General features: G+C 68.6%; 16 protein-coding genes and 1 tRNA gene. 11 read left to right on the top strand and 6 right to left on the bottom strand.

Going from position 1 to position 24,605, the window contains the following annotated elements:
• The 3 genes from VM221_00210 to VM221_00200 all read right to left on the bottom strand — a co-directional run.
• A partial coding sequence (locus VM221_00210) for a DUF6569 family protein (protein HUT73243.1) occupies window positions 1-866 on the bottom strand: 866 nt, incomplete at its 3' end.
• Window positions 867-1,234: 368 nt separating this feature from the next.
• On the bottom strand, window positions 1,235-1,834 hold the full coding sequence (locus VM221_00205) for a hypothetical protein (GenBank protein ID HUT73242.1): 600 nt from the start codon (window positions 1,832-1,834) through the stop codon (window positions 1,235-1,237).
• A gap of 196 nt (window positions 1,835-2,030) precedes the next feature.
• Entirely contained in the window at window positions 2,031-4,031 is a 2,001-nt protein-coding gene (locus VM221_00200; GenBank protein HUT73241.1) for a right-handed parallel beta-helix repeat-containing protein, read from the bottom strand.
• Window positions 4,032-4,484: 453 nt separating this feature from the next.
• Between VM221_00200 and VM221_00195 the strand changes: the two genes are divergently transcribed.
• The 11 genes from VM221_00195 (at window position 4,485) to VM221_00145 (ending at window position 22,109) form a co-directional block, all read left to right on the top strand.
• Window positions 4,485-4,724, top strand: coding sequence for a hypothetical protein (locus tag VM221_00195; GenBank protein HUT73240.1), 240 nt, complete (start codon window positions 4,485-4,487; stop codon window positions 4,722-4,724).
• A gap of 20 nt (window positions 4,725-4,744) precedes the next feature.
• On the top strand, window positions 4,745-6,022 hold the full coding sequence (locus VM221_00190) for an efflux RND transporter periplasmic adaptor subunit (GenBank protein ID HUT73239.1): 1,278 nt from the start codon (window positions 4,745-4,747) through the stop codon (window positions 6,020-6,022).
• Window positions 6,022-9,132 (top strand): efflux RND transporter permease subunit, encoded by a 3,111-nt coding sequence (locus tag VM221_00185; protein HUT73238.1) that lies wholly within the window; start codon window positions 6,022-6,024, stop codon window positions 9,130-9,132. The genes VM221_00190 and VM221_00185 overlap by 1 nt, the downstream gene beginning before the upstream one ends.
• 182 nt (window positions 9,133-9,314) lie before the next feature.
• Window positions 9,315-10,592 (top strand): sugar ABC transporter substrate-binding protein, encoded by a 1,278-nt coding sequence (locus VM221_00180; GenBank protein HUT73237.1) that lies wholly within the window; start codon window positions 9,315-9,317, stop codon window positions 10,590-10,592.
• 6 nt (window positions 10,593-10,598) lie between these two features.
• Entirely contained in the window at window positions 10,599-11,987 is a 1,389-nt protein-coding gene (locus VM221_00175; GenBank protein HUT73236.1) for a rhomboid family intramembrane serine protease, read from the top strand.
• 186 nt (window positions 11,988-12,173) lie between these two features.
• Window positions 12,174-16,871 (top strand): FtsX-like permease family protein, encoded by a 4,698-nt coding sequence (locus VM221_00170; GenBank protein HUT73235.1) that lies wholly within the window; start codon window positions 12,174-12,176, stop codon window positions 16,869-16,871.
• A gap of 182 nt (window positions 16,872-17,053) precedes the next feature.
• Entirely contained in the window at window positions 17,054-19,093 is a 2,040-nt protein-coding gene (locus tag VM221_00165) for a hypothetical protein (protein ID HUT73234.1), read from the top strand.
• A 34-nt stretch (window positions 19,094-19,127) separates the two neighbouring features.
• Window positions 19,128-20,054 carry a hypothetical protein gene (locus VM221_00160; GenBank protein ID HUT73233.1) on the top strand — a complete coding sequence of 309 codons (927 nt, stop codon included), beginning with the start codon at window positions 19,128-19,130 and terminating at the stop codon, window positions 20,052-20,054.
• A 251-nt stretch (window positions 20,055-20,305) separates the two neighbouring features.
• On the top strand, window positions 20,306-20,704 hold the full coding sequence (locus VM221_00155) for a PqqD family protein (GenBank protein ID HUT73232.1): 399 nt from the start codon (window positions 20,306-20,308) through the stop codon (window positions 20,702-20,704).
• The gene (locus VM221_00150; GenBank protein ID HUT73231.1) at window positions 20,682-21,326 is read left to right on the top strand and encodes an FtsX-like permease family protein; all 645 of its coding nucleotides are present in this window, start codon (window positions 20,682-20,684) and stop codon (window positions 21,324-21,326) included. The genes VM221_00155 and VM221_00150 overlap by 23 nt, the downstream gene beginning before the upstream one ends.
• A gap of 27 nt (window positions 21,327-21,353) precedes the next feature.
• Window positions 21,354-22,109, top strand: coding sequence for an ABC transporter ATP-binding protein (locus VM221_00145; GenBank protein ID HUT73230.1), 756 nt, complete (start codon window positions 21,354-21,356; stop codon window positions 22,107-22,109).
• Window positions 22,110-22,209: 100 nt separating this feature from the next.
• Here the strand turns inward: VM221_00145 and VM221_00140 are convergent.
• The 3 genes from VM221_00140 to VM221_00130 form a co-directional block, all read right to left on the bottom strand.
• Window positions 22,210-22,284 (bottom strand) — tRNA-Thr (locus VM221_00140).
• Window positions 22,285-22,748: 464 nt separating this feature from the next.
• Window positions 22,749-23,063: a hypothetical protein gene (locus tag VM221_00135; GenBank protein HUT73229.1), complete on the bottom strand. Its 315-nt coding sequence runs from the start codon at window positions 23,061-23,063 to the stop codon at window positions 22,749-22,751.
• Between the two features lie 62 nt (window positions 23,064-23,125).
• The coding region (locus tag VM221_00130) for a sulfatase (protein ID HUT73228.1) at window positions 23,126-24,605 on the bottom strand (1,480 nt) is incomplete at its 5' end.

Here is a 24,605-nt window from a genome sequence, read left to right as displayed (position 1 = left end):
TAGCTGCGCAGCAGCTTCGGCCACAGGCGGCGAAACAGGTCGGGGTGATAGAATAGATCGGTGCAGACGATGTCGCCTCCGCGCGCCACCACCACCCCGATCACGTTCGGCGCCGCCGCCGAGACTTTCTCCAGGCGGGATACATACGGCTCCAGGCGACGCTGGACCTCGGCGCTCTCGAACACCGACCGCAGGGCGCCGGTGGCGCTGGGCGCCGCCAGGCGCTCCTGCTCGCGCGAGACCTGCCCCCACACGTCAGACTGGCTCTGCTTCAGGCGCGCGGTGCGACGCACCGACAGGGTCGCGTTTTCCTCCATGGCGCGGAACTTGGCCGCCGGCGGGGCGGCGGTCCAGCGATGGGCCTCGACGCAGAACACCGGGATCCGCGCCTTGGCGTGGGGCGCGAGCAGCACATCCTCCCCCAGTGTGCGATCCTGCTTGGCCCCGCCGATCATCTCGCTCGCCATCATGAAGACGTAGCGGTCGGAGCGGTTGACGGCCACCACCTGGTTGACCGCGCCCGACCCCGCCTCCGCGATGTCGAGCACGCCCTTGGCCAGCGCCTCGTCCATGGTCAACACCGACCCGAAGCTCATGACCGCCGACACCGTCACCGGGAACACGGTGAGGCTGCCATAGGAATGAGGCGCCAGCACGGTCGCCGAACGCAGCAGGTCGGTCAGCGGGTCCCGTGCCGCCATGCGCGCCATCGGCATCGGCACGGGCGTGGGCTCGATGCGCGCCACCTGCAGCCGTTCGCCGCTCGCGACCCCGAGTCCAAGCGCCAGCGCCCCTGCCGCCGCTGCGACCGCCACCAGCGCCGCCATCCACATCGTCGCGCGCCAAGTCAGAACCGGCGATTTCATCGTCCTGCCCCTTTCGCTCCCAGCCGAGCCCCGGTCTTCGGTCTTGCTACATCTTCTTTGACCTCTGCCCGTCCGCGAAAGTTCCACGCGGCCGCAGTCCCTAAGCCCGCCGAAGGTCCTAGCCAGATGGCGGCCCCGACGAGTCGGGGCTTAGCCACGCCCGGTGCCTCAGGCACGGGGACCTGCCGCAGAGAGGGGTTCAGCAAGGGGCGGTGTTGAGGAGCTGCGATCGGGACTGTCCCCGAACGGGGACTGTCCCCTTCCGGGCGGGTACAGTCCACGTAGGGACAGTCCCCGCCCCGCCTTCGACCGGTCGGGGCGCCCACAGGGCGCGGACCACAGCACAGGCGACGGCGGCGTCCCGCGACCTACTCTTGGGAGGATTGGCTGGCGTCTGCTGATGGTTGGGGCTGCTGGGGCTCCGGCGGGAGCTCCGCCCGTGGGCGCGGCTTGACCGATTGTGTGTGCGCCTGGGCCTGCTCCCCGGAGCTTGGCTTGCGCGCCCACGGAAAGGACGGGCCCACACCCGGCGGGAATGTCATCTTCGGAGGCTTGGGCGGCTCGAACATCCCGAACAGCCCCTTCTCGTAGTCCGGATTGGGCTCGTACGTCCACTTCCCCGGAGGCAGCCCCCGGATGACCCACCACCGGGGGTAGAGGGGCGGATAGGGATAGTAGTAGAAGGGGTAGTACACAGGCGCTGGCACGATGATCTCCCAGAACCAGATGCCCGTCACCGGGTCCCACGCCCAGCGCCCCGACTGTGGAAACCCCGCTATCGAAGCCGGCCGCGCGCTATCGGGGGATGCCGGCGGCGCAACCGTCACCGGCTGGCTGACGGCCCGCTCGTGAACGCCTGCAACCGCCGCCGGGAGCGGGTCCTGCGCGCCCTGCACCCACTGGCTCGTCGCCGCCAGAACGACCACGGCAGCCGACAGCAACGCCATCACCGTCGCGCGGCTAGTCATGCTTTGCCTCCCGCCAGGGTTCGCGCTCGCGATGCGCCAACCCTTGCCTTGATCATACCCCTCCCCGCCGCGAAGTCAAGCCAGGTTTGTCAGTCCGCGCCCACCGCGACGCGAATGCCTGAAGCTCACTACACATAATCCCGGTTGACCGAAGGCCAATCGGCGTGCACGGCGGGGAAGCGTGCAGGCTGCGCCACTATGGCCTGCGGCCGCCTCGCGGGCCGACCGCTGACAGGTCTATACGCTGAAAGCCCAACGCGAACGCCGGCGAATCGTCAGCGAGCGCAAAATCCCCGTTCGCCGGATCGGCGAACTTCGGGTCCGCGATCAGGCTGTGCGCGTCGAAGCCGCGCTCGCGCCACTGTTCCAGCGGTAGCCCATCGAAGGTGAAAGGCCGCCCGCTGGCATCATGATAGACGTTGTAGTCGAGGGCGAAGTTTCCGTTCTTCCAGAAACTGGCCAGCAGGTCTCCCTGGTTCCAGTACACAATGTTGCGCTCGAAGGTGAAGGAGTGGTGCTCATCCTCGCGCGAGCGCGTGATCTGCATCTCTTTGCCGAGCGCAAAGATGTTGTTGCGGATGATGTTGCCGCGCCCGTAGTGCTGGTGAAAGCCGCCGCTCTTGGTGCGGAAGACGAGGTTGCCCTCGACCACGATCCGAGAGCTGCCCTCGTCGAGGTAGATGCCCCAGCCGCCGTCCACCGCGGAGAAGCAGTCGTGGATGAGGTTGTGACGAACGACCGTGCCCGGTGACACCCCGAGCATGTAGATGCCGCCGAGGTCGCTGAGCATGCCGCGGCCGATGTCGTGAATGTGATTGTGCTCGATGCGGTTGGCGACCGCCGCACTGGGGCCGTAGCCCCAGCTCCAGCCGACGGAGATGCCGGTGTAGTCGAGGCCGTGAACGTGGTTATGGATAACGCGGTTGTGCCCGCTGTCGCCGACCCACACCCCGATCGCGGCGTGAAAGATATGCCCGCCGTCGCCGATGTCGCAGTCGGCGACGGTGGTGCGCGCGCTCCCCGGTCCCAGCTTGACTCCGCCCGCGCCCAGATCGAACATGGCGCAGCGCTCGATCGCGTTGCCCTCGCAGCCAGCTCCTACCTCCACCGCATAGTTGCCGATGTGCGCCACCGTGCATTCCCGCAGCGCGCACCGGCGAGCCCCCTCCATCACCACCGCCCCCGGAACGCCGAACGCCGCCTGCTTGAAACCTGCGCTCTCGGGTGGCAGCGACCACTCCGTGTGCGAGAAGGTCAGCCCCCGCAGCTCGACATGCTCGACCCAGCGCCGCCTGCGGGCATCACCCTCGAAGCGCACTACCTGCGCCAGGCGCGGCGCGACGACGCACGCCCGCCGGGGGTCTTCGCCCGGCAGCGGCAGGTAGTAGAGGGTGCCGCGCCGGCGGTCGAGATACCACTGGCCGGGCGTGTCCAGCGCCTCCCGCACGTTCTCCACGCAGTAGCGCACCGTGCTCGACTGGTCGCTGTCGGTGAGGCGGAAGATGCTGGGGCGAGCAAAGGTGACGATGCGGCGCTGCTCGTTGACGCGGGCGATCGGCAGATGCGAGTCCACCCAGAGGTGGAGCGCGGTGATCTCGACGTCGCACAGGTTCCGCCAGCGGCGCAGGTCGCCGGGCGCGAAGGGCGCCTGCGTCTGCCCCTGCTGCCAGGGCATCTCCTCCGCGGGACGCGGCAGGCCGGCGAAGCGATAGAAGCCCTCCCGCGGCAAGCGCGTCCGCGGGCGGCGGTCATCGTTGACGAAGAGCTGCCGGAAATACCATTCCCCGTCGGCGACCGCGGGCAGATCGGCGGCCCAGGCGGGCCGGCCGTTGATCCGGGTGCGACGCCAGCCCGCGATGGGCCGGCCGCCGCTGAGCACCGGCCGCTCGCCGGGGTAGGCGGCGTAGGTGATGGGGCACTCGGCGGTGCCCGAATCCTGCGCCGTCAGCACCAGCGGTTGTCCCAGGAAGTGGATCCCCTCACGCAGGTGCACCGTGACCGGGTGCGCGAGCCCGCGCGCCCGTCGCTTCAGTTTGCGAATAGCGTCGCGCGCCCGCTGCACGGTCGCAAATGGGCCGTCGCTCCGTTGCGCATTCACCGCCGGCAGCGTGCCCGACCAGCGGTCGTCTCCTTCCGGCGCGACGTAGAAGACCATCGGTCCTTGGTGTTGAGCGGCGGCGCGGTGACCCATAGCCATGGTGCTCCTGGTAGATGTCGAGATGATCGGCGCTGCGACACCGGCCGTACGGTTCGGGGCGGCGCGGGAGGAATCCTGCCGGTTGCCCCGACCTGTCGGGGGGCGCGCTCGCCGCTCATTGGGCGTCCGCCGGCCGCGGCCGCTTGTGCGCCCACCCCCCCTTGCCGCGCTTGACAGGCGTTCTCTGCCGCCGATATACTGAAAGGCAATTAACCACTTGTTTAACCCGCACCGCGCACTGCCGGCCAGATTGCAGCGTGCATGGCGCGGCGCGCGGAGCCCGGGAGCGCACGAGACCCCCCATGCTCAGGCGCACATGTGCGAGTGGCCGCGCCAACACCGCCGCCCGGCAGCGCATCACCGAGGCAGCGCAGCGGCTGTTTGCGGAGCGGGGTACGCCGCCACCTCCGTTACCCAGATCGCCTCCGCCGCCTGCGTGAGAACATGTCTCGGGTGCGCAGGTTGATCGAGGATGGGCTGCGCGAGGGGGAGTTCCAGGGCCTGGAGCCGGAGCTGACCGCCTGCCTGCTGTTCGGCATGATTCACGTGTTCTTCATGCAGCGGCTGGCGACCGGCCGCCGCTTCCCGAGCGAAGTGGTGGTGGCGCACACGATGGCGCTGCTGCGCCACAGGGCGCTGTTGGGCTCTGCGGCGGACCACCGTAGCGGACACGATGCAAAGGGGCGCAGATGAGAACGACTACGAAATTGGTAGTGACGGCCGTGATCGTCGCTCTCCTGGGGCTAGCCGGGTGGGCGGGGTGGCGACAGGTTGCGGCCAAGCGGGGCCGCAAGCCGGCGCCCGCGCAGACGGCGATCCCGGTCAGCGTGGCCACGGTGGCGGAGGCGGAGCTGGAGTCCGTGGTCAATGTCACGGGCACGGTGGAGCCGGACCGCAAGGTGACGCTCGCCTCCCAGATCCCGGGGAAGGTGACGGCGGTGACGGTGGACGAGGGCGACCGGGTGAGAGCGGGGCAGGTAGTGGTGCGGCTGGAGGATGACGATGTGCGGGCGCAGGCGGCGCAGGCGCGCGCCGCCGTGCAGGCGGCGCAGGCCGCGCGCGAGATGGCGCGGACGCGGCTGGAGCTGGCACTGGCGGGGGCGCGGCCGCAGGAACGCGCTCAGGCGGAGCAGGTCGTGCGCCAGGCGCAGGCGGCGCTGGACAACGCGCACGCGGAGCTGCGCCGGGCGGAGGATTTGTTCGACAGCGGCGCCATATCGGAGCAGCAGTTGGAGCTTACGCGCACGCAGCGCAAGGTCGCCGAAGCCCAGTACCAGACCGCGCGCGAGCAGCTTGACCTGGTGCGTGAGGGCGCGCGCAGGGAGGACATCGAGGCGGCGCGAGCACAGGTGGCGCAGGCGCAGGCGGGAATGGCGCAAGCGCAGGCGGCGCTGCAGGCGGCGCAAGTGACGCTCGCCAAGGCGGTGATGCACAGCCCGCTCGACGGCGCCGTCTCCGCGCGCATGGTGGACCCGGGGCAAAGCATCCTGCCCGGGATGGAGCTGCTGGAGGTGGTGGACAACCGCCAGGTGTACGTCAAGGCGACGGTGAGTGAGAGCGAGGTGCGAGCGGTGCGCCGCGGCCAGCCGGTGCGGGTGCAAGTGGATGCCTATCCCGACGAGAGCTTCGCTGGGGTGGTGAGCGACCTGCTGCCGGCGGCGCGGGAGGAGACGCGCATGTTCCAGGTGCGCGTGGGCGTCCCCAACCCGCAGGGGCGGCTCAAGGCGGGCATGTTCGCGCGCGGGGCGGTCGTCACCGCGCGCCTGCGCGCGTTGGCGCTGCCGCGGCGGGCGGTGGTCGTGGAGGGGGCGCGCCGGCTGGCGTTCGTGGTGGAGGGCGGCAAGGCGCACGTGACGGCGCTTGACCTGGGCATCGAGCACGGAGACCTGGTGCAGGTCACGAGCGGCCTGGGCGCGGGCGCGCAGGTGGTGATCAGCGGCCAGGATCGTCTGCGCGACGGCGACGCGGTCAAGGTCGGGGGAGGCGGCTGATGTCCATCTGGGGGCTCGCCGTTCGCCGGCCGATCTTCATCGCCATGGTCATGCTCGCCCTGGTGGTGGTCGGCTTCATCGGCTATTCGCGGCTGGGGATGGACCTGCTGCCGCAGCTCAATATCCCCTACGTGACGGTGATCGTCGTTTATCCCGGCGCGGGCCCGCGCGAGATCGAGACCGAGGTCACCAAGCGCATCGAGGACGCGGTCGCCACCACCCGCAACGTCAAGCACATTAGCTCCTCCTCCTTCGAGGGCGTGAGCGCGGTGGTGATCGAGTTCGAGGTCGGGATTGACGCGGACCTTGCGGCCCAGGATATCCGCGACAAGGTGGCGCCGATCGAGGCCGAGCTGCCGGCGGACGCGGAACGGCCGGTGATCAGCAAGGTGGATCTGGAGGCGCGGTCGGTGCTGGAGCTGGCGGTGGCGAGCGACCTGGCGCTGACGCGGCTGCGGCGCCTGGCGCAGGACACCATCGCGCCCAGGCTGGAGCGCGTGAACGGGGTGGCGGCGGCCAATGTCTACGGCGGGCTCCAGCGCGAGATCCAAGTGGCGGTGGACCGCGGGCGCCTGCAGGCCTACGGCTTCTCCTTCGACCAGTTGGCGCAGACGCTGGCCGCCGGCAACCTCGACCTCCCGGCCGGCCACATCAACGACATCGGGCGCCGCATCACGGTGCGCGTGCCGGCGACATACGACAGCATCGAGGATATTCGCCGCACCCTCATCATGACCCCGCAGGGGCCGGTGCGCCTGCGCGACATCGCCGAGGTGCGCGACACCCACCAGGAAGCCGACACCATCACCCGCCTCAACCGCAGGCCCACGGTCAACATCTCGGTGATCAAGGTCGCCGAGGCCAACATCGTGCAGACCGCCGCCGGCGTGCGCCAGGCGGTGGACGAGCTGAACCGGCAACTGCCCGCGGGCACCAAGATCGAGGTCGTGCTCGATCGCTCGGAGTTCGCGCGCGAGAGCGTGGCCGACGTCACCAACAACCTCATCCTGGGCGGGCTGCTGGCGGTGATCGTCGTCTTTCTGTTCCTGCGCAGTTTCCGCAGCACCGTCATCGCCTCCTTCGCTCTGCCGACCTCGGTCATCTCCGCCTTCGGCCTGATGTATTTCGCCGGCTTCACCCTCAACATGCTATCCATGCTCGCGCTGGCGCTGGCGATCGGCATGTTGATTGACGACGCCATCGTCGTCGTGGAGAACGTCTTCCGCCACCTCGAGGAGGGGGAATCCCCGCGCGAGGCCGCGATCAACGGCACCGGCGAGATCGCCCTGGCGGTGACCGCCATCACCCTCACCATCGTCGTCGTCTTCGCCCCCATCGCCTTCATGAGGGGCATCGCCGGCCAGTTCTTCCGCGAGTTCGGGCTGACGGTGGCGTTCGCGGTGCTGGTGTCGCTGCTGGTGTCGCTGACGCTGACGCCGATGCTCGCCTCGCGCCTGCTAGTGCGCCCGCGCGCGAAGCGGCCCGGCGGCGGGGGGGTGCTCGATCGCATCGGCGCGTTCTACGACCGGGTGGATGTCGCCTACCGCGGCGCCCTCGACTGGTCGCTGCGTCACCGCCGGCTGGTGGTGCTGATCGGGGTAGGGTCGTTCATCGGCGGCCTGCTGCTGATTCGCTTCGCCGTCCCCCAAGAGCCCTTCCCACGGCTGGATACCGATGATCTCCAGGTGCAGCTCAAGCTCCCCGGCGGCGCGTCGCTGGCGAGCACGGACCAGGTGGCGCGGGGAGTCGAGGACCTGCTGCTGCGGGTGCCGGAGGTGGAGCGCGTGCTGGCGCGCGTGGGCGGAGGCGGCGCGGCCTCCATCTTCGGCGGCGGGGGCGGCGCCAATGAAGCGACGATTGACGTCAAGCTGAAATCCAAGCGCGCGCGCACCTCGTGGGCGATTATGGACGAAGTGCGCCGGGAGCTGCGCTCCTGGCCCGACCTCATCGCCAGCGTCAACCCCGCCGAGACGTTCGGCCCGTCGGCGGCGCCCATTCAGATTGACCTGACGGGCGCCGAGGTGGAAGAACTGCTGCGCATCGCCGGGCGCTGGAGGGATCGCATTCGCGATATCCCCGGCGTCACCGATCTCGATCTGTCGGTGCAGCCCGGCAGCCCCGAGTCCATCGTGCGCGTGGACCGGGTCAAGGCGGCGAATCGGGGGCTGACCCCCGCTCAGATCGCCCTGGCGCTGCGCGCCGCCGTGGACGGGGTGGTGGCGACCCGCTATCGCGAGGGCGGCGATGAGTACGATGTGCGCGTGCAGTTGCGCGACCGCGACCGACAGCGCGTCGGCCAGCTCGAGGATCTCGCCCTCGTCGGCGTCAGCGGTCAGCTCGTGCCCCTGCGCGACGTGGCGCACCTGGGACCCGCGACCGGCCCCACCGTCATCACTCGCACCGACAAGGAGCGCACCGTCAGCCTGCGTGCCAATCTGCTCGGCGGGTATGTCTCGGGACCGGTGTCGGATCAGATCACGCAGCGACTCGCGCCCTACGCGAAGCAGCTTCCCCGCGGCTACAAGGTGACCTATCGCGGCGACGTCGAGTCCCGGCGCGAGATCTTCGGGCCCATCTACTTCGCGCTGGGGTTGTCGGTGCTGTTCGTGTACATGGTGCTGGCGGCGCAGTTCGAGTCCTTCGTCCACCCCTTCACCATCGGCCTGTCGCTGCCGCTGTCCATCGTCGGCGCGGCGGTGCTGCTGTGGCTCACCGGCGGCACCGTCAACATCATGTCGCTCATCGGCATCGTCATGCTGATGGGGCTGGTCACCAAGAATGCCATCCTGCTGGTGGACTACACCAATACCCTGCGCCGGCGCGGACTCGAACGTGACGCGGCACTGCTGCAGGCGGGGCCGACGCGACTGCGGCCGATCCTGATGACGACGGCGGCGATGGTCTTCGGCATGGCGCCCGTCGCTTTGGGGCTGGGGCAGGGCGCGGAGATGCGGGCGCCGATGGCGATCGCGGTTATCGGCGGGCTGCTAAGCTCGATGTTTCTGACCCTGCTCATGGTGCCGGTGGTGTATGGCATCCTCGACGAGCTGCCCGCGCGCTTCCGCCGGCACCGCCGGGCGACGCCGGACTTCACCGCGGACGAGGGCTGAGCCTGTCAAGACGGAGCTCCCGGCGCAATGCCCGCCGCGATTGTGGGAGGCACGCCGTTGTGCTATACTTTTGGCTAGGTCCCCGCTACGCGGGGACCGCCACGGCGGTCGCAATGCGACCTAGCCGCCGGTCTCTGACCTAGGGATACGGAGGCATGACGGTGAGCGGGCGGCGAACCCGGATGCGAGTGGCGATCGCGCTCTTATGGGCGGTCGCGATCACCCTGCTCGCGGGGTGCGCGGGTAAGCGCGCCCCCGATCGCATTCAGCTCACCCTCTTCACCTGGGTGCAGCCGGAGGAGCTGGCAGTCAACCAGCGCCTCATCGCCGAATTCGAGCAGCAGCACCCCGACCTCGACGTCACCATCATCAACGAGCCCGGCCAGCGCGCCATGGACAAGCTCCAGACCAGCATCGCCGCCGGCAAGGCACCTGATGTCATGTCCATCCACGGCGCCTACTTCCTGCCCCTCGCCGCCAAGGGCGCGCTGCTCGACCTGGAGCCATTGGTCAAGGATGACCCGCAGTTCGACCTCGGCGACTTCTATCCCCAACTGCTGCCGCTGTGCCGCTACCAGAATCACCTCTACTCGCTGCCGCGCTACTCCTCGGTTTACGTGCTGTTCTACAACCAAGACCTGTTCGACGACGCCGGGGTGGCTTACCCCGACGGGTCGTGGGACTGGGACGACTACCTGGCGGCGGCGCGCAAGCTGACACGCCATAGCCCCGATCCGGCGCAGCAGCGCTACGGGTGTGTCATAGACTTCTGGGGCGCGCGCATCTACCCGTGGATCTGGCAGAACGGCGGGCAGATCCTGGACCAGTCGCGGGCGAAGTGCCTGCTCGACCAGCCGCCCGCAGTGGAGGCGCTGCAATTCCTGGTGGACCTGGCGAGCAAGTACAAGGTGGCGCCGCGCATCAGCCAGCAGGATTCGCGCGAGACGCGCGAGTGGTTCAAGGCCGGGCGGGTGGCGATGCTCATGTCGGGGGCGTGGGACGTGCAAGTGCTGCGGCGGTCGCCCGACCTGCGCTGGAATGTCGCGCCCCTGCCGCGCCGCAAGCAGCGCGCCACCCTCGCCGGCACCGAGAATTACGCCATCGCCGCGACCACCAAGCACCCGCAGCAGGCGTGGGAGCTGTTCCGGTTTCTGCTGTCTCCGTCGAGCCAGGGGCGGATGGCGGCGGAGGTGGACAAGCAGCCCTCGCGGCGGTCGGTGGCGCAGGGCGAGTACCTGAAAGCGAAGGTCGGCTATGATCGCCGGGTGCTGGTGGAGGCGCTGGACTACGGTAAGCTCGCCCCCAACGTGCCGCAGTGGGACCGCATATCCCATTTGATCCAGGATCGCCTCGATCAGATCTGGAACGGGGAGCTGGGGGTGAGGCCGGGCATGCGGCGGGCAGCGGCGGACGTGTCGCGCGAGCTGGGGGCGCAGCAGGAGCCGGGCGCAGGTGGGTGAGGGACGATGATCCCCTTCCTGATATATGCGACCGACCGCGAGCGCAAGCGCGTCCCCTACGTCACCTACAGCCTGATCGGCCTCAACCTCCTGACCTACCTCGGCCTCAACGCCTTCGCCACCCCGGAGAGCTTCTACGCGGCGCAGATGCAGTTCGGCTTCGTGCCCGCGCAGGGGTCGTGGTACTCGGTCATGACCTCGATGTTCGTTCACGGCGACGTCCAGCACCTGTTCACCAACATGCTGTTTCTGTGGGTGTTCGGGGCGCTGGTGGAGGAGGGGCTGGGGGTAGCGGTATTCCTGACGCTGTACGTCGGCAGCCAAGTGGCGGCCAACCTGGTGCACGCGTCGGTGGGCGCGGCCTTCGGCAGCGCCGCCATGAGCAAGCCGGTGATCGGGGCGTCGGGGGCGGTGGCGGGGCTGCTGGGGCTGGCGGCGATGCGATTCTATCGCACGCGAGTGCGCATCGCCTATTGGGCGGTGGTCAAGGCGGGGGTGGTGGAGATCGCGGCGTGGATCTTCATCGCGCTGTGGGCGGGGCTGGAGGTGGCGCAGGCGGTGGTATCGCTGGCGGCGGAGCGCAGCGGCCTGGGGGGTGCCGACCCCGTGGCGCACTGGGCGCATCTGGGTGGATTCGCCTTCGGCATCGTGGGTGCGGCAGTGCTGCGGCTGCGCACCGAGGGACAGCGCGAGTACCTGCTGGCGGCGTTGCGCCGCGACCCGCTGTCGGTCTCGGGTTACAACGTCATGCGCGACCTGCAGTCGCTGGTGCGGGAGGACGCGGACTGCGGCGAGGCACATCACGCCCTGGCCAAGCAGTACGTGCTGGATCGCCAGTACGAGCAGGCGGGGCGCTCCTACCTGCGCGCGATTGACTGCTATCTGAGACAGGGCGGCCCTTCGACCCTTCGACATGCTCAGGGTGGTCCCGAGCGTGGTCGAGGGGCGACAGGCTCAGGACCGCCCCTGCCAACGCCGGCAGGGCCGTCCCGAGCGGAGTCGAGGGGCGGCCACGCGGCGGCGACCCTTCGACATGCTCAGGGTGGTCCCGAGCGTGGTCGAGGGGCGACCGAAAGCTACGAGGAGCTGACGGCGCTTTTCCCCGAGTGCCGGTTGAACTTGCGCTTGCAGTTCCGGATGGCGACGGCGCTGGAGCAGCAAGGTCGCTACGCACTGGCGGTGCATGCTTTCGAGCGGGTGGCCGACGCCTATGCGGACAGCGAGGAGGCGCAGGTGTCGCTGATGCGGGCGGCTGCGTTGTGCGCCGAACGGCTGGCGGACCCGCCCGGGGCGCTGGACTACCTGGAACGGCTCGCGGCCGACTACCCACAGGGGCCGTGGGCCGCGTTTGCGCGGCGCCAGAGCGCCCGCCTGCGCCGGGAGCTGGAGCGATGACCCGCCGCCGGCCTGCGCGGCGGCGGAATGAATGGAGTGCGACGCCGCGGAAGGCGATTCACGCCCGGCGTCGAAAGGAAGAGGCCGGCCCGAGACTCCGGGCGACATGTGCGGCGCGTGCGCCGCAGCGTCCGTGACCCGTCACCCGGGGTGGTCGCGTCCGCACCATACAAGGAGCGTCAGCCAATGTGTGACATGCCCGCGTGGCGAAAAGCGGCCTGGCTGGTCATCCGGCCCGCGTGGAGCATAGGCGCCCTCGCCTGTGTCATCACGGCCGGGGCGGCCATGCTCCATGCGCGCCCGGCGGGTGCCGCTGCGGACTTCGCGGCCGAGCAGCAGCGCGCTTTTCCGCGGATCGCGGCAGAAGTGGAGGTTGACAACCTGCGCCGGCACGTCGAGAACCTGGCCAGCTACGGCAGCCGGGTCACCTGCTACCCCGGCGCCAAGCGGGCGGAGGACTACGTCTACAATTACCTGCGCAGCCTGGGCCTGCAGGACTTGCACAAAGAAGAGTTCGCCGCCAGCGCGCCCGTCAACCGCGGATCGAGCCTGGAGCTGGCGATGGCTAAGCCCGATGGGCCGCCGTGGCGGCCCGACGAGTCGGGCCTAGCCACCGACAGTATACCGCTCTACCCGCTGTGGCCGAACAACGTCCGCACGTCGCAGCTGCCGCCAGCAGGGGTGAGCGGCCGCGTGGTGTGGGGCGGGCAGGCGGAGTTGGCCGAGCTCAACGGCAAGCAGATCGCCGGCAGCATCGTCCTTTTTGATTTTCGCTGCGGCAGCCGGTGGCTCAACGGCGTGCGCCTGGGGGCGAAGGTCGTGATCTTCGTCGAGCCGGACGAGCCGGCGGTGCGGGGGGAGTCGGAGGCGAAGTTCCTGTCGGTGCCGATCGACATCCCGCGCTTCTGGCTGCGGCGCGGGGACGCGCTGCGGGTGCTGGCGCGCCTGCAGTCCACGCCCAAGGTCCAGGGTCGGGTGCGCTGCGACATGGGTTGGGTGCAGCCCAGCGCCGAGACCGAGCGCGCGGGGACCCTCTATCACCCCCACAACATCATCGCCACCATCCCCGGCACCGACCCCAAGCTCAAGCACCAGGTGGTGATGCTCAGCGCCTACTATGACTCGATGTGCATCGTGCCCGAGATGGCGCCGGGGGCGGAGAGCGCCTGCGGCATCGCCACCCTGCTGGAGCTGGCGCGCATCTTCAAGGACCACCCGCCCCGGCGCACGGTGCGGCTGCTTGCCACCGCCGGCCATTTCGAGGCCATGACCGGCATCCGCGAGTACCTCGGGCGCCACCTGCCCGACATGGAGAAAGGGCCCCCCGAGCCGGCCCGATTCCTGGGGTTCATCCCCTACACCCGCTACGGCGAGGCGCTCGACAAGATCAACCTCTTCTTCGCCCTCGACCTCTCCAGCCAGAGCTCGCGCGTCGGCATCTTCTACTCCGGCTACTACTACAACTACCGCGAGGACCGCCAGCGCGATTTCGCCGACCTCGGGCGCGCCTTCCGCGACAGCGGTGAGGTCATCGCCACCGCGCTCGGCTACGTGGCCGACGAGACCTTCGCTGACGGCATCAACCCCATCGCGGGCAAGCCCTGGCGCACCTTCATCCCCGGCAAGATCGCCCTCGAGAGCGAGGCCTTCACCCTCGGCGGCGGCGCCGGGATGGGGCTGGTCACGACCGACGACAGTCGCGCCCTGGTGGACACGCCCTGGGACCTGCCGGACTACGTTGACTTCCGCAACCTGCGCCATCAGGCGACTTTCCTGGCGTGCTCGCTGTGGAACTTCCTCAACGATCCGGAGGCGCCGGTGAACGAGAAGCCGACGTTCTCCAAGATGACCCTCACCGGCGGCTTCGCGGTGCTGCGCGGCCGCGTGGTCACCTTCAACCCCAGGAGGGGCCTCATCCCCAAGGATCCCCTGCGCGGCTCGCTGGTGACCGTGCGCCCGGGCGAATGGCTCGGGGCGGGCGTCGGGCACATCATGAAGCAGACCTTCATGGGCGTGCGCGGCGACATGGCGCAGCTGGTGGACGACGACGGGCGGTTCACCTTCTACGGGGTGCCTTCGGCCAACGCCTATCTCACGGCGCACAAGGTGTTCGTGGACGCCTACCATACCGATCCTCGCACCGGTGACGTTGACTACGCGCCGGACCTCGGGGTGCAGGGGCACAAGGCTTTCTCCATCGAGCTGGCCATGACCATGGGCGAGCGCGAGGCGACGGTGGTGGCGTTCCCCTGTGTCTCCATCGGGCTGCTGGACATCGTGGATCCGAGCAGCCTGATGACCTTGCCCGACATGCAAGTCTTTGACGCGCGCACCGATGCGGAGCCGCGCTCCTTCGGCTACGCCATCTCGCGGCCGGAGACCTGGGTGTCGCACGTCGAGGACGTGGCGCTGGTGTTCGCGCCGCGGCCGGCGGAGTGGGAGCACATCGGAAAAGACAAGGAGGCGGCGGCCACCCGCATCAAGGTGGTGATGCTGGCGGGGGTGTCGAAGCGACTGGTGCTGCTGAACGCCAGCGCCGCCTATCCCAAGGGGCGGGGGCTGCTGGCCCAGCGCACCGTGCTGCTGTCGCGCACGCCGCTGCAAGTGGCGCGCGACATGTGGTACCTGGATGACTCGCGTATCAAGGTGCTGCGGCGCTTCCACATCGTCGACCAGGCGCTGGAGAAAATGCACCAGCGCACCCAGGAGTACCTGGCGCTGGCGGAGGAGGCGTGGCAGGCGCGCGACTACGCCAGCTTCGACGGCCACGCGCGCGCCGCCTGGGGCTACGAGGCGGCCGCCTATCCGCGGGTGGAGGCGACCCAGCGCGACGTCGTGCGCGGGGTGCTGTTCTACCTGGTGCTCATGCTGCCGTTTGCGTTCTTCCTGGAGCGGCTGGTGTTCGCGTTTCCCGATCTGCGGTTACAGATCTTGGGCACGGTGGGGATCTTCGCGCTTACCTTCGAGATCTTCCGCCGGATCCATCCGGCCTTCGACATCCTCGAGGTCACGCCGGTGGTGATGCTGCTGGCGTTCATCATGGCGACGCTGGCGGCGCTGGTGATCGTCCTCGTTTACGGCAAGTTCGAGGCGCAGCTCAAGGCGCTGCAGACCAAGATGGGAGGCATCCATCGCGCCGACATCGGGCGCATGAGCGTGGCCATGGCCGCCTTCACCCTGGGCATCAGCAACATGCGCCGGCGCCGCGCCCGCACCGTGCTGACCTGTATCACCCTGGTCTTGCTCACCTTCACCGTGCTCAGTTTCACCTCGGTGGTAACGGGGGTGCGCTTCAACGACCGCCGCTCCCCGGGCATCCCGCGCTACAACGGGATCATGGTGCGCACCGCCGACTGGTCGCCGCTGCAGGAGTCCGCCTACCGGGTGATGCAGGACGAGTTCGGGGAAACCCACACCGTGGTCGCGCGCGCGTGGTACGCGACCTCCCTGCGCGAAGAGCAGTCGTTCATGCGCATCACCGCCACCACCAGCAATCAAGGGTACAACGCCCGCGCCGCGATCGGCCTGATGCCGCAGGAGACGCGGGTCACCCACCCCCAGGACGCGCTCATCGCCGGGCGTTGGTTCCGCCCCGGTGAGCGCCTCGCCGTCATCGTGCCCACCGCCATCGCGCGCACGCTCAACCTCACCCCCGCCGACGTCGGCAAGGCCAGAGTCAGCTTCTCCGGTCTCGCCCTCGACCTCATCGGCCTCGCGGACGCCTCCAAGCTGCGCCGCATCAAGGACCTCGACAACGAGCCGCTGAGCCCGGCGGACTTCATCTCGATGATGAAGCAACAGCGCTCGACTCAGCAGTCCCAGGCCGGCTTCCAGGAGTACCTGCACCTGTCGCCGGACGACTGCATCATGATCCCCTACGCGCTCGCCGTCAACCTCGGCGCCCAGGTGCAGTCGGTGGCGGTCGGTTTCGCCGCCGCCGCTGACGTGCGCCCGGCGCTGAAGGACCTCATGCCGCGCCTGGGGTTCAACATCTACGCGGGGATCGGCGATGAGACGCGGCGCTGGAGCGCGATGGGCTCCAGCGCCGTCACCGGGCTGGCTGACGTCTTCATTCCCATCCTGATCGCCGCCCTGATCGTGCTCAACACCATGCTCGGATCGGTCTACGAGCGCGTGCGCGAGATCGGCATCTTCAGCGCCGTCGGCCTCGCCCCCGGTCACATCGCCACCCTGTTCCTGGCCGAGGCCTTCGTCTACGCCATCATCGGCGCCATCGTCGGCTACGTGCTGGGGCAAGGGGCGGTGAAGGTCATGACCGCCGGCGGCTGGCTGGGCGATCTCCAACTCAACTACTCATCGCTGTCGGCGGTGGTGTCCACCGCCATCGTCATCGGCGTGGTGCTGCTGTCCACCGTCTACCCCGCGCGCAAGGCGTCGGAGGTCGCGACCCCGGCGGTGGACCGGCGCTGGCACGTGCCCGAGCCGGAGGGCGACGACTGGGAGATCCCCATGCCCTTCGCCGTCACCGGGGCGCAGGCGACCGCGCTCAACGCCTTCATGTCCGAGTGGTTCGGGGCCTACGAAGAGTACAGCGTCGGCGATTTCGTGACCCAGGACGTGGTCACCGAGGAGCACCCGTCCGAGTACGGCACGGAGTATGTCATCCGGCTCATGACGTGGCTGGCGCCCTTCGATCTCGGCGTCAGCCAACGCGCCGCCCTCCACACCGTGCCGACGAACATGCAGGATGTGTTCGAGATCCGGCTGCGCCTGCACCGCGAGAGCGGAGATGTCAGCTCGTGGAGGCGCGTGAACCGGCGCTTCCTCAATACCCTGCGCAAGCAGTTCCTGATCTGGCGCACCCTGCGCGCCGAGGACCGCGAGCGCTACCTGAGCATGAGCGACGGATCGCCCACGACCTAGGGGGCGAACGGTGCTCGAGGCGCGATGCGCCCTCGCGGCGCCAGCGCCAGGTTCGTGCGGGCCGCCGGGGAGGGCCAAGGAGTCGGCGCGGCAGGTGTGGAAGGAAGCCGCGGGTGACAGCGCCGGCGTGCGACAGCGCCGGCGTGCGACAGCCGCTTACCGGGAGCGGCGGAGGTAAGTGATTGAGCGAGCGCGATGACCAGATAGAGGAGCCGAAGGAAGGAGAGAAAGAGGGCGCGTTCGGGCTCTATTCCGAGCGCCTCCCGGAGCTGGAACCGACCGAGTTCCAGGAAGGCTTCACCGTGCGCACCGCACTGGGGGCGCTGTTCGTGGGCTTCATCATGATGCCCGGCGCGCTCTACCTGGGCCTGCTCGTAGGCCAGGAGCTGGGGCCGGCGGCGGAGTGGACGACCATCATCCTCTTCACCGAGGTCGCGCGGCGCTCTTTCACCCCCATGCGCCGCCAGGAGCTCTACCTCATCTTCTACATGGCCGGCGCCCTGGCGGCCGGCGGCGGCGGTCTGGCGCTGAGCGGGGGGCCGTTCGCGAGTCTGATCTGGGCTCAGTACGTGCGCAACTCCCCGGCGGCGGTGGGATTCGGCATTGCCAACGAGATCCCCGGGTGGTACGCGCCGCCTCCTGATTCGCCGGCCATCATCAATCGCACCTTCCTCCATCCCGACTGGGCGATCCCGATCCTGCTGCTGGTGATCGGGCAAGTGCTGGGGCGGTTGCAGTGGATCGGGCTCGGCTACGTCCTGTTCCGCTCGACCTCCGACGTCGAGCGCCTGCCCTTCCCCATGGCCCCGGTGGCGGCGCAGGGCGCCACCGCCCTGGCCGAGGTCACGCGCGACGAGGAGTCGTGGCGCTGGCCGGTGTTCAGCGTCGGCAGCGTGATCGGCCTCATCTACGGCACCATCTACGTGCTCGTGCCCACCGTCACCGGCGCCATGCTTCCGTCGCCGGTGCAGATCATCAAGATCCCCTTCATTGACCTCAGCTCCAACACCGAGGGCATCTTCCCCGCCGCCAAGATCGCCCTCGGCACCGATCTCGGGGCCATCCTGGTAGGTTTCATCCTGCCCTTCCCGATCGCGGCCGGGCAGTTCATCACCTCCATATTCGCGAACTTCTTCCTGACCCCCACCCTCTATCGCACCCACCCCGGTCTGTTCCCGAGCTGGCGCCCGGGCATGAATCTCATCCAGACCGAGATCGCCACCAACATTGATTTCTGGATGAGCGTCGGCATCGGCGTCGCGGTCAGCTTTGCAATTGTCGGCTTCGGCCAGATCTTCAGCCGTTACCTGCGCGGGCGCAGCGAGGCCCAGCAGCACGCCCTGGCGCGGCGGTTCGTGCCGCCGCCGCCCGGCCGCGGCGACTTCCCGATCTGGATGGCGCTGACCGCCTGGCTGGTGTCAGCGGTCGGCAGCATCACCGTCATCCATTTCCTGGTGCCGCGCTTCCCGCTGTGGATCCTCGTCGTCTTCGGGCTCATCTGGAGCCCGATCAACAGCTACATCTCCGCGCGCCTCATCGGCATCACCACCCAGCCGCTGAGGATACCCTACCTGGCCCAGGCCAGCTTCATCCTCAGCAAATACGAGGGGGTGGACGTCTGGTTCGCCGGCGTGCCTCTTTACGACATGGGCTGGGCGGCGCAGAAGTTCCGCGAGATCGAGCTCACCGGCACCAAGTTCACCAGCATCATCAAGGCCGAGCTCTTCCTCTTCTTCCTGCTGCTGGGGTGCAGCTTCCTGTTCTGGTCTTTCTTCTGGAACCTGGGCCCCATCCCGTCGTCGTCATATCCCTACGCCCAGACCTTCTGGCCCCTGCACTCGACCATGCAGTTGCTGTGGGCCACCGCCACCCGCGGCGGCACCGAGGAACAGTGGCTGCTGCAGGCGCTCAAGCCCAATCTGATGGGCATAGGCCTCGGCGGCAGCGTCGGCCTCTATGCCGTTTTGGCCCTGGCGCGCGCTCCCATCATGTGGTTCTACGGGCTGGCCAACGGGTTCCTGACGCCGACGCAAGGAGTGATCCCCGTCTTCATCGGGGCGATGCTGGGCCGCTACTATTTCCGCCGGCGCTTTGGGCTGCATCACTGGCGGCTCTACGCGCCGGTGCTGCTGGCGGGCTACGCAGCCGGGCAGGGCTTGATGGGGATGATGGGCATCGCCTGCGCTATCATCCTCAAGTCCATCCGGGCGCTGCCGTACTAGCGCCGTGCGCGTGATACCCGACAGGCAGGCCCAGATGGCCGCGCCCGACCTGGTGACTTTCGGTTGGCAAGGCATGACCATGCGCGTGCCCGCGGAATGGACGCTGGGCGCGATCGGCGGCGACTACAAGGCAGGCTACCTGCGCCTGGATGACGCGCACGCCAGCCGGGTCGAGATCAAGTGGTCCGAGCAGCAGGTGGACCTCGACCGCGCGCTCGAGCGCTACCTGGCGAAGCTCGGGAAGCGACAGCAGTTGGACTTGCGGGCGGATGACCACGCGCGGGTCCTCAGCCGCCGCAGCAAGCCCGACAAACGCCTGCGCGGGTTCGCGTGGGGCGCCGGCGACCGGCAGGCCACCGGCGTCATCTGGCGTTGCAGCAAGTGCGGGCGCACGGTGGTGGCGCAGGTGATGTCCGCCGTCGGGGACCGCGGCCGGGCGCTCGCGCACGACGTGCTGGCGTCGCTGGAGGACCACGCGCGCGACGGCCGCCATGCGTGGGCGCTGTACGGCCTGCGGTTCGAGGTGCCGGAGCGATTCCGGCTGGAGCGCCAGAAGCTGATGGCGGGCTACCTGGAGCTGGCGTTTGCATCCGGCCGCTGCCGGCTGCGGGTGTTACGCTGGGGGATGGCGGAGGTGGCGCTCGCCGAGCGCGACTTGCAGCACTGGTACGAGGTCGAGCAGGTGCGCCGCCGCGACGTCGTATGGGAATGCCAGCCGGCGACGGTGGAGCGGCACGAGGATCATGACGGTCTCGCGGTCAGCGGGCATCGGCATCGCTTGCTGCACCGGCCGCGGCGAGCGGTGGAGCGGTTGGCGCGGCTGCGCATCGCCTGCGATTTCGACGGGCGAGTGTGGCATTGCCCGCAGTCTAACCGCATCTACAGCGTGGAGGCGGTGCATCACGACGACCCGCAGACGCTGCTGGACGTAGTCGGCTCCCTGCCCTGCCACGGGCAGTGAAACCACAGATGAACACGGATGCACACAGATCGGATAACGGGAACGGCTTGACCGAGCGCATCATCGGTTGCGCGTTCCAAGTCAGCAATACGCTGGGGTGCGGGTTCCTGAAGGCCGCCGGGCTTGCCTCTTGTTTACCCCTGAACGTCGGCGGCCCCAAACTGGAAATAAGACGCGTTGTCAGAGATGTCTGATCCGCGTTCATCTGTGTTTATCGGTGGTTAGCGATGGTACTCAGGCGACAACCGAGGTTGAGCAAGCACGAAGCGCTGGCCGCGCGCCCGGTGCGCAACCAGGCGGTGGAGTGGCGCGCCGAAGGCGAGCGCACGGTGCTGGTGCTGCGGCGGCGCGAGGACCGTCTGGGCCGCCTGCTGTCGCTGTTGTTCGTGGTTCCCAAGGAGCGCAAGATCGAGCTTGACCGCGTCGGTTCCTTGGTGTGGCGGCAATGCGATGGCCGCCACACGGTAGCCGAGTTGATCGCGGAGCTGGCGGGCAAGTACAAGCTCAACCGCAAGGAGGCCGAGGTCTCGCTGACCAGCTTCCTGCGGATGCTGGGCAAGCGCAAGCTGATCGCGATCGCCGTGCCCAAGCACGCGGGCCGCACGCCCAAAGAGAGAAGGCTGACCGATGCCGGAGCAAGCGGGAGCTAGAGCTGAGGGCATTGAGAAGCAGGTCATACTGCCCTGGCGCCGCTCAGTGCAGATGAGCCTGAATTCCATCTTCGTGCGCCTGGGGCGGTCGGTGATTACCGCCTCCGGCATCTTCCTGGGCACCGCCTTTCTGGTGTCGGTGCTGACCCAGACCGCGGTCCTCGGCGGCCACCCCGAAGAGGCCCTGGAGAGCGGCACCCGCAGCATCTGGCTGGTGGTGATGTCGCTGCTGGTCGCTACCGTGGGCATCGTCAACTCGATGCTGATGGCGGTGACCGAACGCTACAAGGAAATCGGCACCATGAAGTGCTTGGGCGCCCTCGACAGCTTCGTCGTGCGCCTGTTCCTGCTGGAGTCGGGCATCTTGGGCGCGCTGGGGGCTACCGTCGGCGCCGTCGCCGGCGTCGCCATCAGCGCCCTCTCGTCTCGGCTGCGCTTCGGCCCCGGCGTATTCTCCAAGCTGGGGCCGGCGCTGGTGTTGTCCGGGCACCCGGTCCCGCTGTGGGCGGGAGTCGTGGGCGCCGTGGCTGTGGGTGGGGTGTTGTCGGTGCTGGCGGCGATGTATCCCGCGTGGCGGGCGGCGAAGATGCCTCCGGCGGCCGCCCTGCGCGTGGAAATATAGAAGCGCGGAAATGGGACGGAGGAGAACATGACTACAGTCTCACGCGGTGCGAGCGAGTATATCGTCCGCACCAAGGACCTGGCACGTGAATACGCCATGGGTGGCACGGTGCTGCGCGCCCTGGACGGGGTGGTCCTCGACATCAGGCGCGGGGAGTACGTCTCCATCATGGGCCCCTCGGGCTCGGGCAAGTCCACCCTGTTCAACATGATCGGGGGCCTCGACCGGCCGACCCAGGGCACGGTGTTCATTGACGAGGTGGATATGGCCCAGCTCGGCGCCGGGGAGTTGGCGTTCCTGCGCTGCCGCCGTATCGGCTATATCTTCCAGAGCTTCAACCTCATCCCCGTCATGACCGCGCTGGAGAACGTGACCCTGCCCATGATCTTCGCCGGCGTGTCCACCGACGATGCGCAGACCAAGGGCGCCAAGTTGTTGGAGAAGGTCGGTCTCGGCGACCGCCTCCACCACAAGCCGTCCGAGTTGTCCGGCGGGCAGCAGCAGCGCGTCGCCATCGCGCGGGCGCTGGCCAACGACCCCGGCATCATCCTCGCCGACGAGCCCACCGGCAACCTCGACCTCAAGACCGGCAAGGAGATCATCGTCCTGCTCAAGCAGATGAACAAGGAGCAGGCCGTCACCGTCATCTCCGCCACCCACGACCTCAAGATGATTGACGTCTCCGACCGCGTGGTGTGGATCCGCGACGGCAAGATCGAACGCATCGAGAACCGCGCTGACATCGAGCTGCGCGTAGGCGAGATGGCCCACGAGGAGCAGTAGGGGTTCGCGATCGTCCCGGCGACGACGGTGAAGCTCGGCCCAGGATGACACCGAGGCGTGTCCAGCGCCGGCGCTTGGCGAGGGCGGCCAGGCGACAGACTGGAGCCGGCGAGAGGAGTCGAACCCCCAACATGCTGATTACGATTCAGCTGCTCTACCATTGAGCTACGCCGGCTCGTGAGAAAATTGCAGAACCGCTGGAGAGGTTATACCATCCCCGCGGAACACGCGTCAAGCGTGACGCCGGGGTGGGTTCGCGGACAGTGATCGCCCTTGGACGCGCGGCCCCGCAGTGTGGGACAGCCGAGGGTGCCCTTCGACAGTAGGGCAGGCTCTGTGCCACAAGTCGCGCGACTTCTATAGGAAGTCGCGCCCGGTGCATCGCCCAGCCATCCCCACCAAAGCCGGTCACACCCATGCCGAGGGGTGCGACCGCGAAAAGTTGGGATTACCCTGGGCGCGCCCCGACTCGTCGCGGCGCAGATGTAGGGGCAAGGCATGCCTTGCCCCTACGAGGTCGCTCCCCCGGGTGTGCGCCTAGCCATCCCAACGAGAAACGGTCACACCCGATTCGAGGGTGGGAGCAGGGATGGGACTTTTGCCGGTCACGGGTTGCCGTGGGCGGGGCCGCGCAACCGCCTAGTCCTCGAAGTGGATCACAACATCCTGCGGCATTGCCAGTCCGGCGGCGACCTCGACCGCCTTGAGCACCGCCACCGGCACCGGACACGCCGGGTGCAGGTTGACCTTCGCCGCCGGCTCGTGAACGAAGAACTCGGCGCACCTCCATCCCGCGCCGCAGGTGGCGCTCAGGGTTTGCACCTCCTGCGCGTACTCCTGCACGTGCGGGCACCTCGAATCCACGCGCACCCGGACCTTGCCTTCGGCGTCCGGCACCGCCTCGACGCGCGCCGTGAAGTTGCAGTTGCCGCAGTTGACCGTCACCATCGCCATCGCCCTCCTCCTCGCCCGGCATCTCGCCGACCCCAGGGCCCCAAGGCCCGCGTCGCCCGCCCTCACCAGTAGCCCTTGCGCTCGATCCATTCGCGCCAGTCTCGGCCCAGCGTCGTCCCCTGCGCGACGAGCGGATCCCGGTCGAGGCCGTTCTTCTCCATCATGCGCGCGATCCACGCTTCCAGTTCGCCCTCCATTTGCGCCGTGACGCCGGGGCGTTCGTCGGCCAGGTTATGCAGCTCGCACGGGTCGGTGGGCAAGTGGTACAGCTCGCGCGGCGGCATATCGTGGAGATCGCGTCCCCGCTCGCGCGACAGGATGAGCTTGTATTCGTCCGTGCGCAGCGCCCACTTGGCCTGCCACGTGCATTCCTGGGTCACCAGTCGGTCGTAGAGGGGCGCGTCGGCATCACCGGTCATCAGCGGGAGCAGGCTCCGGCCCTCCATCGTCGCCGGGATCTCGACCCCGCAGGCATCGAGCAGGGTGGGGGCGAGGTCCACATGCTGCACCAGGTGCGGCACCCGCCGGCCGCCCGCCAGGCGCGCCGGCCAGCGCGCGGCCAGCGGTACGTGAACGTTGCCCTCGTACAGCCCGTGATGATCGAAGAACACCCCGTGGTGGTACATGTTCTCGCCGTGGTCGGAGAAAACGATGACCAGGGTGTCGTCGGCGACGCCCGTGTCCGCCAGCGCGTCGAGCAACTCTCCCACCCCGTCGTCGGCGTAGCGGATCTCGCCGTCGTAGAGGGCGACGACGTACTCGGCGTCGCGCAGCGGCTGCGGCAGTTGGCCGAACCAGCAGTCGCCGCTCCACCACTCCCAGAAGAGCTGCTTGCGCATCGACGCCAGGGAGTCGCGCGCGGGGTCGGTGGGGTCGCCGTCATAGAACAGGTCGCGGTAGCGCCCCGGCGGCAGGTAGGGCGTGTGCGGATCCCAGTAGTGCACGAAGAGGAAGAACTGCTCCCGGGCGTGGGCGCGCAGCCAGGGGAGGGCGCGGGCGTTGATCTCCTCGCAAGTCACGGCGTGGCGGTGCGGGTGACGGCCGCTGGGGTCAATGTAGAACTCGTAGCCGCGCCCAAACCAGGGCCTCATCGAGCTCAGATTGTCCACCGCACAGGTCGTGTAGCCCGCCTGCAGCAGCAGCTCGGGCAGGAATGGCGCCTGCGGGGACAGCGATGCCCGGCCGCAGTGGGTGACGATGCCATGGGTGATCGAATGCTGGCCGGTGTAGGTCGTGGTGTAGGAGGGATGAGTAGGCACGGCGGGGGCATACAGCTTCTCGAAGAGAACGCCCTGGGAGGCGAAGGCATCCAGCGCGGGGCTCGTCTCGCGGTGATAACCGTAGCAGCCGAGATGATCGGCGCGCAGCGTGTCTATGGCGATGAGCAGCAGGTTCATACGGTGGTACCCCTGGTGCTGGCGGCGGTTCGCGGCCGCCGGCGCGGGCGCGAACACCGCTCGCTTGTCTAGCGCCGATTGAGCAGCGCCAGCGCGGCGGCGCGCGCATGGTCGTATACTTCCTTCAGCGGCGCGCCGGTCGCAC

It is taken from the genome of Armatimonadota bacterium (genome assembly GCA_035527535.1).
Classification (GTDB): Bacteria; Armatimonadota; Hebobacteria.
Note: the sequence above shows the minus strand (reverse complement) of the source record. Positions and strands in the feature narration are given on the sequence as shown.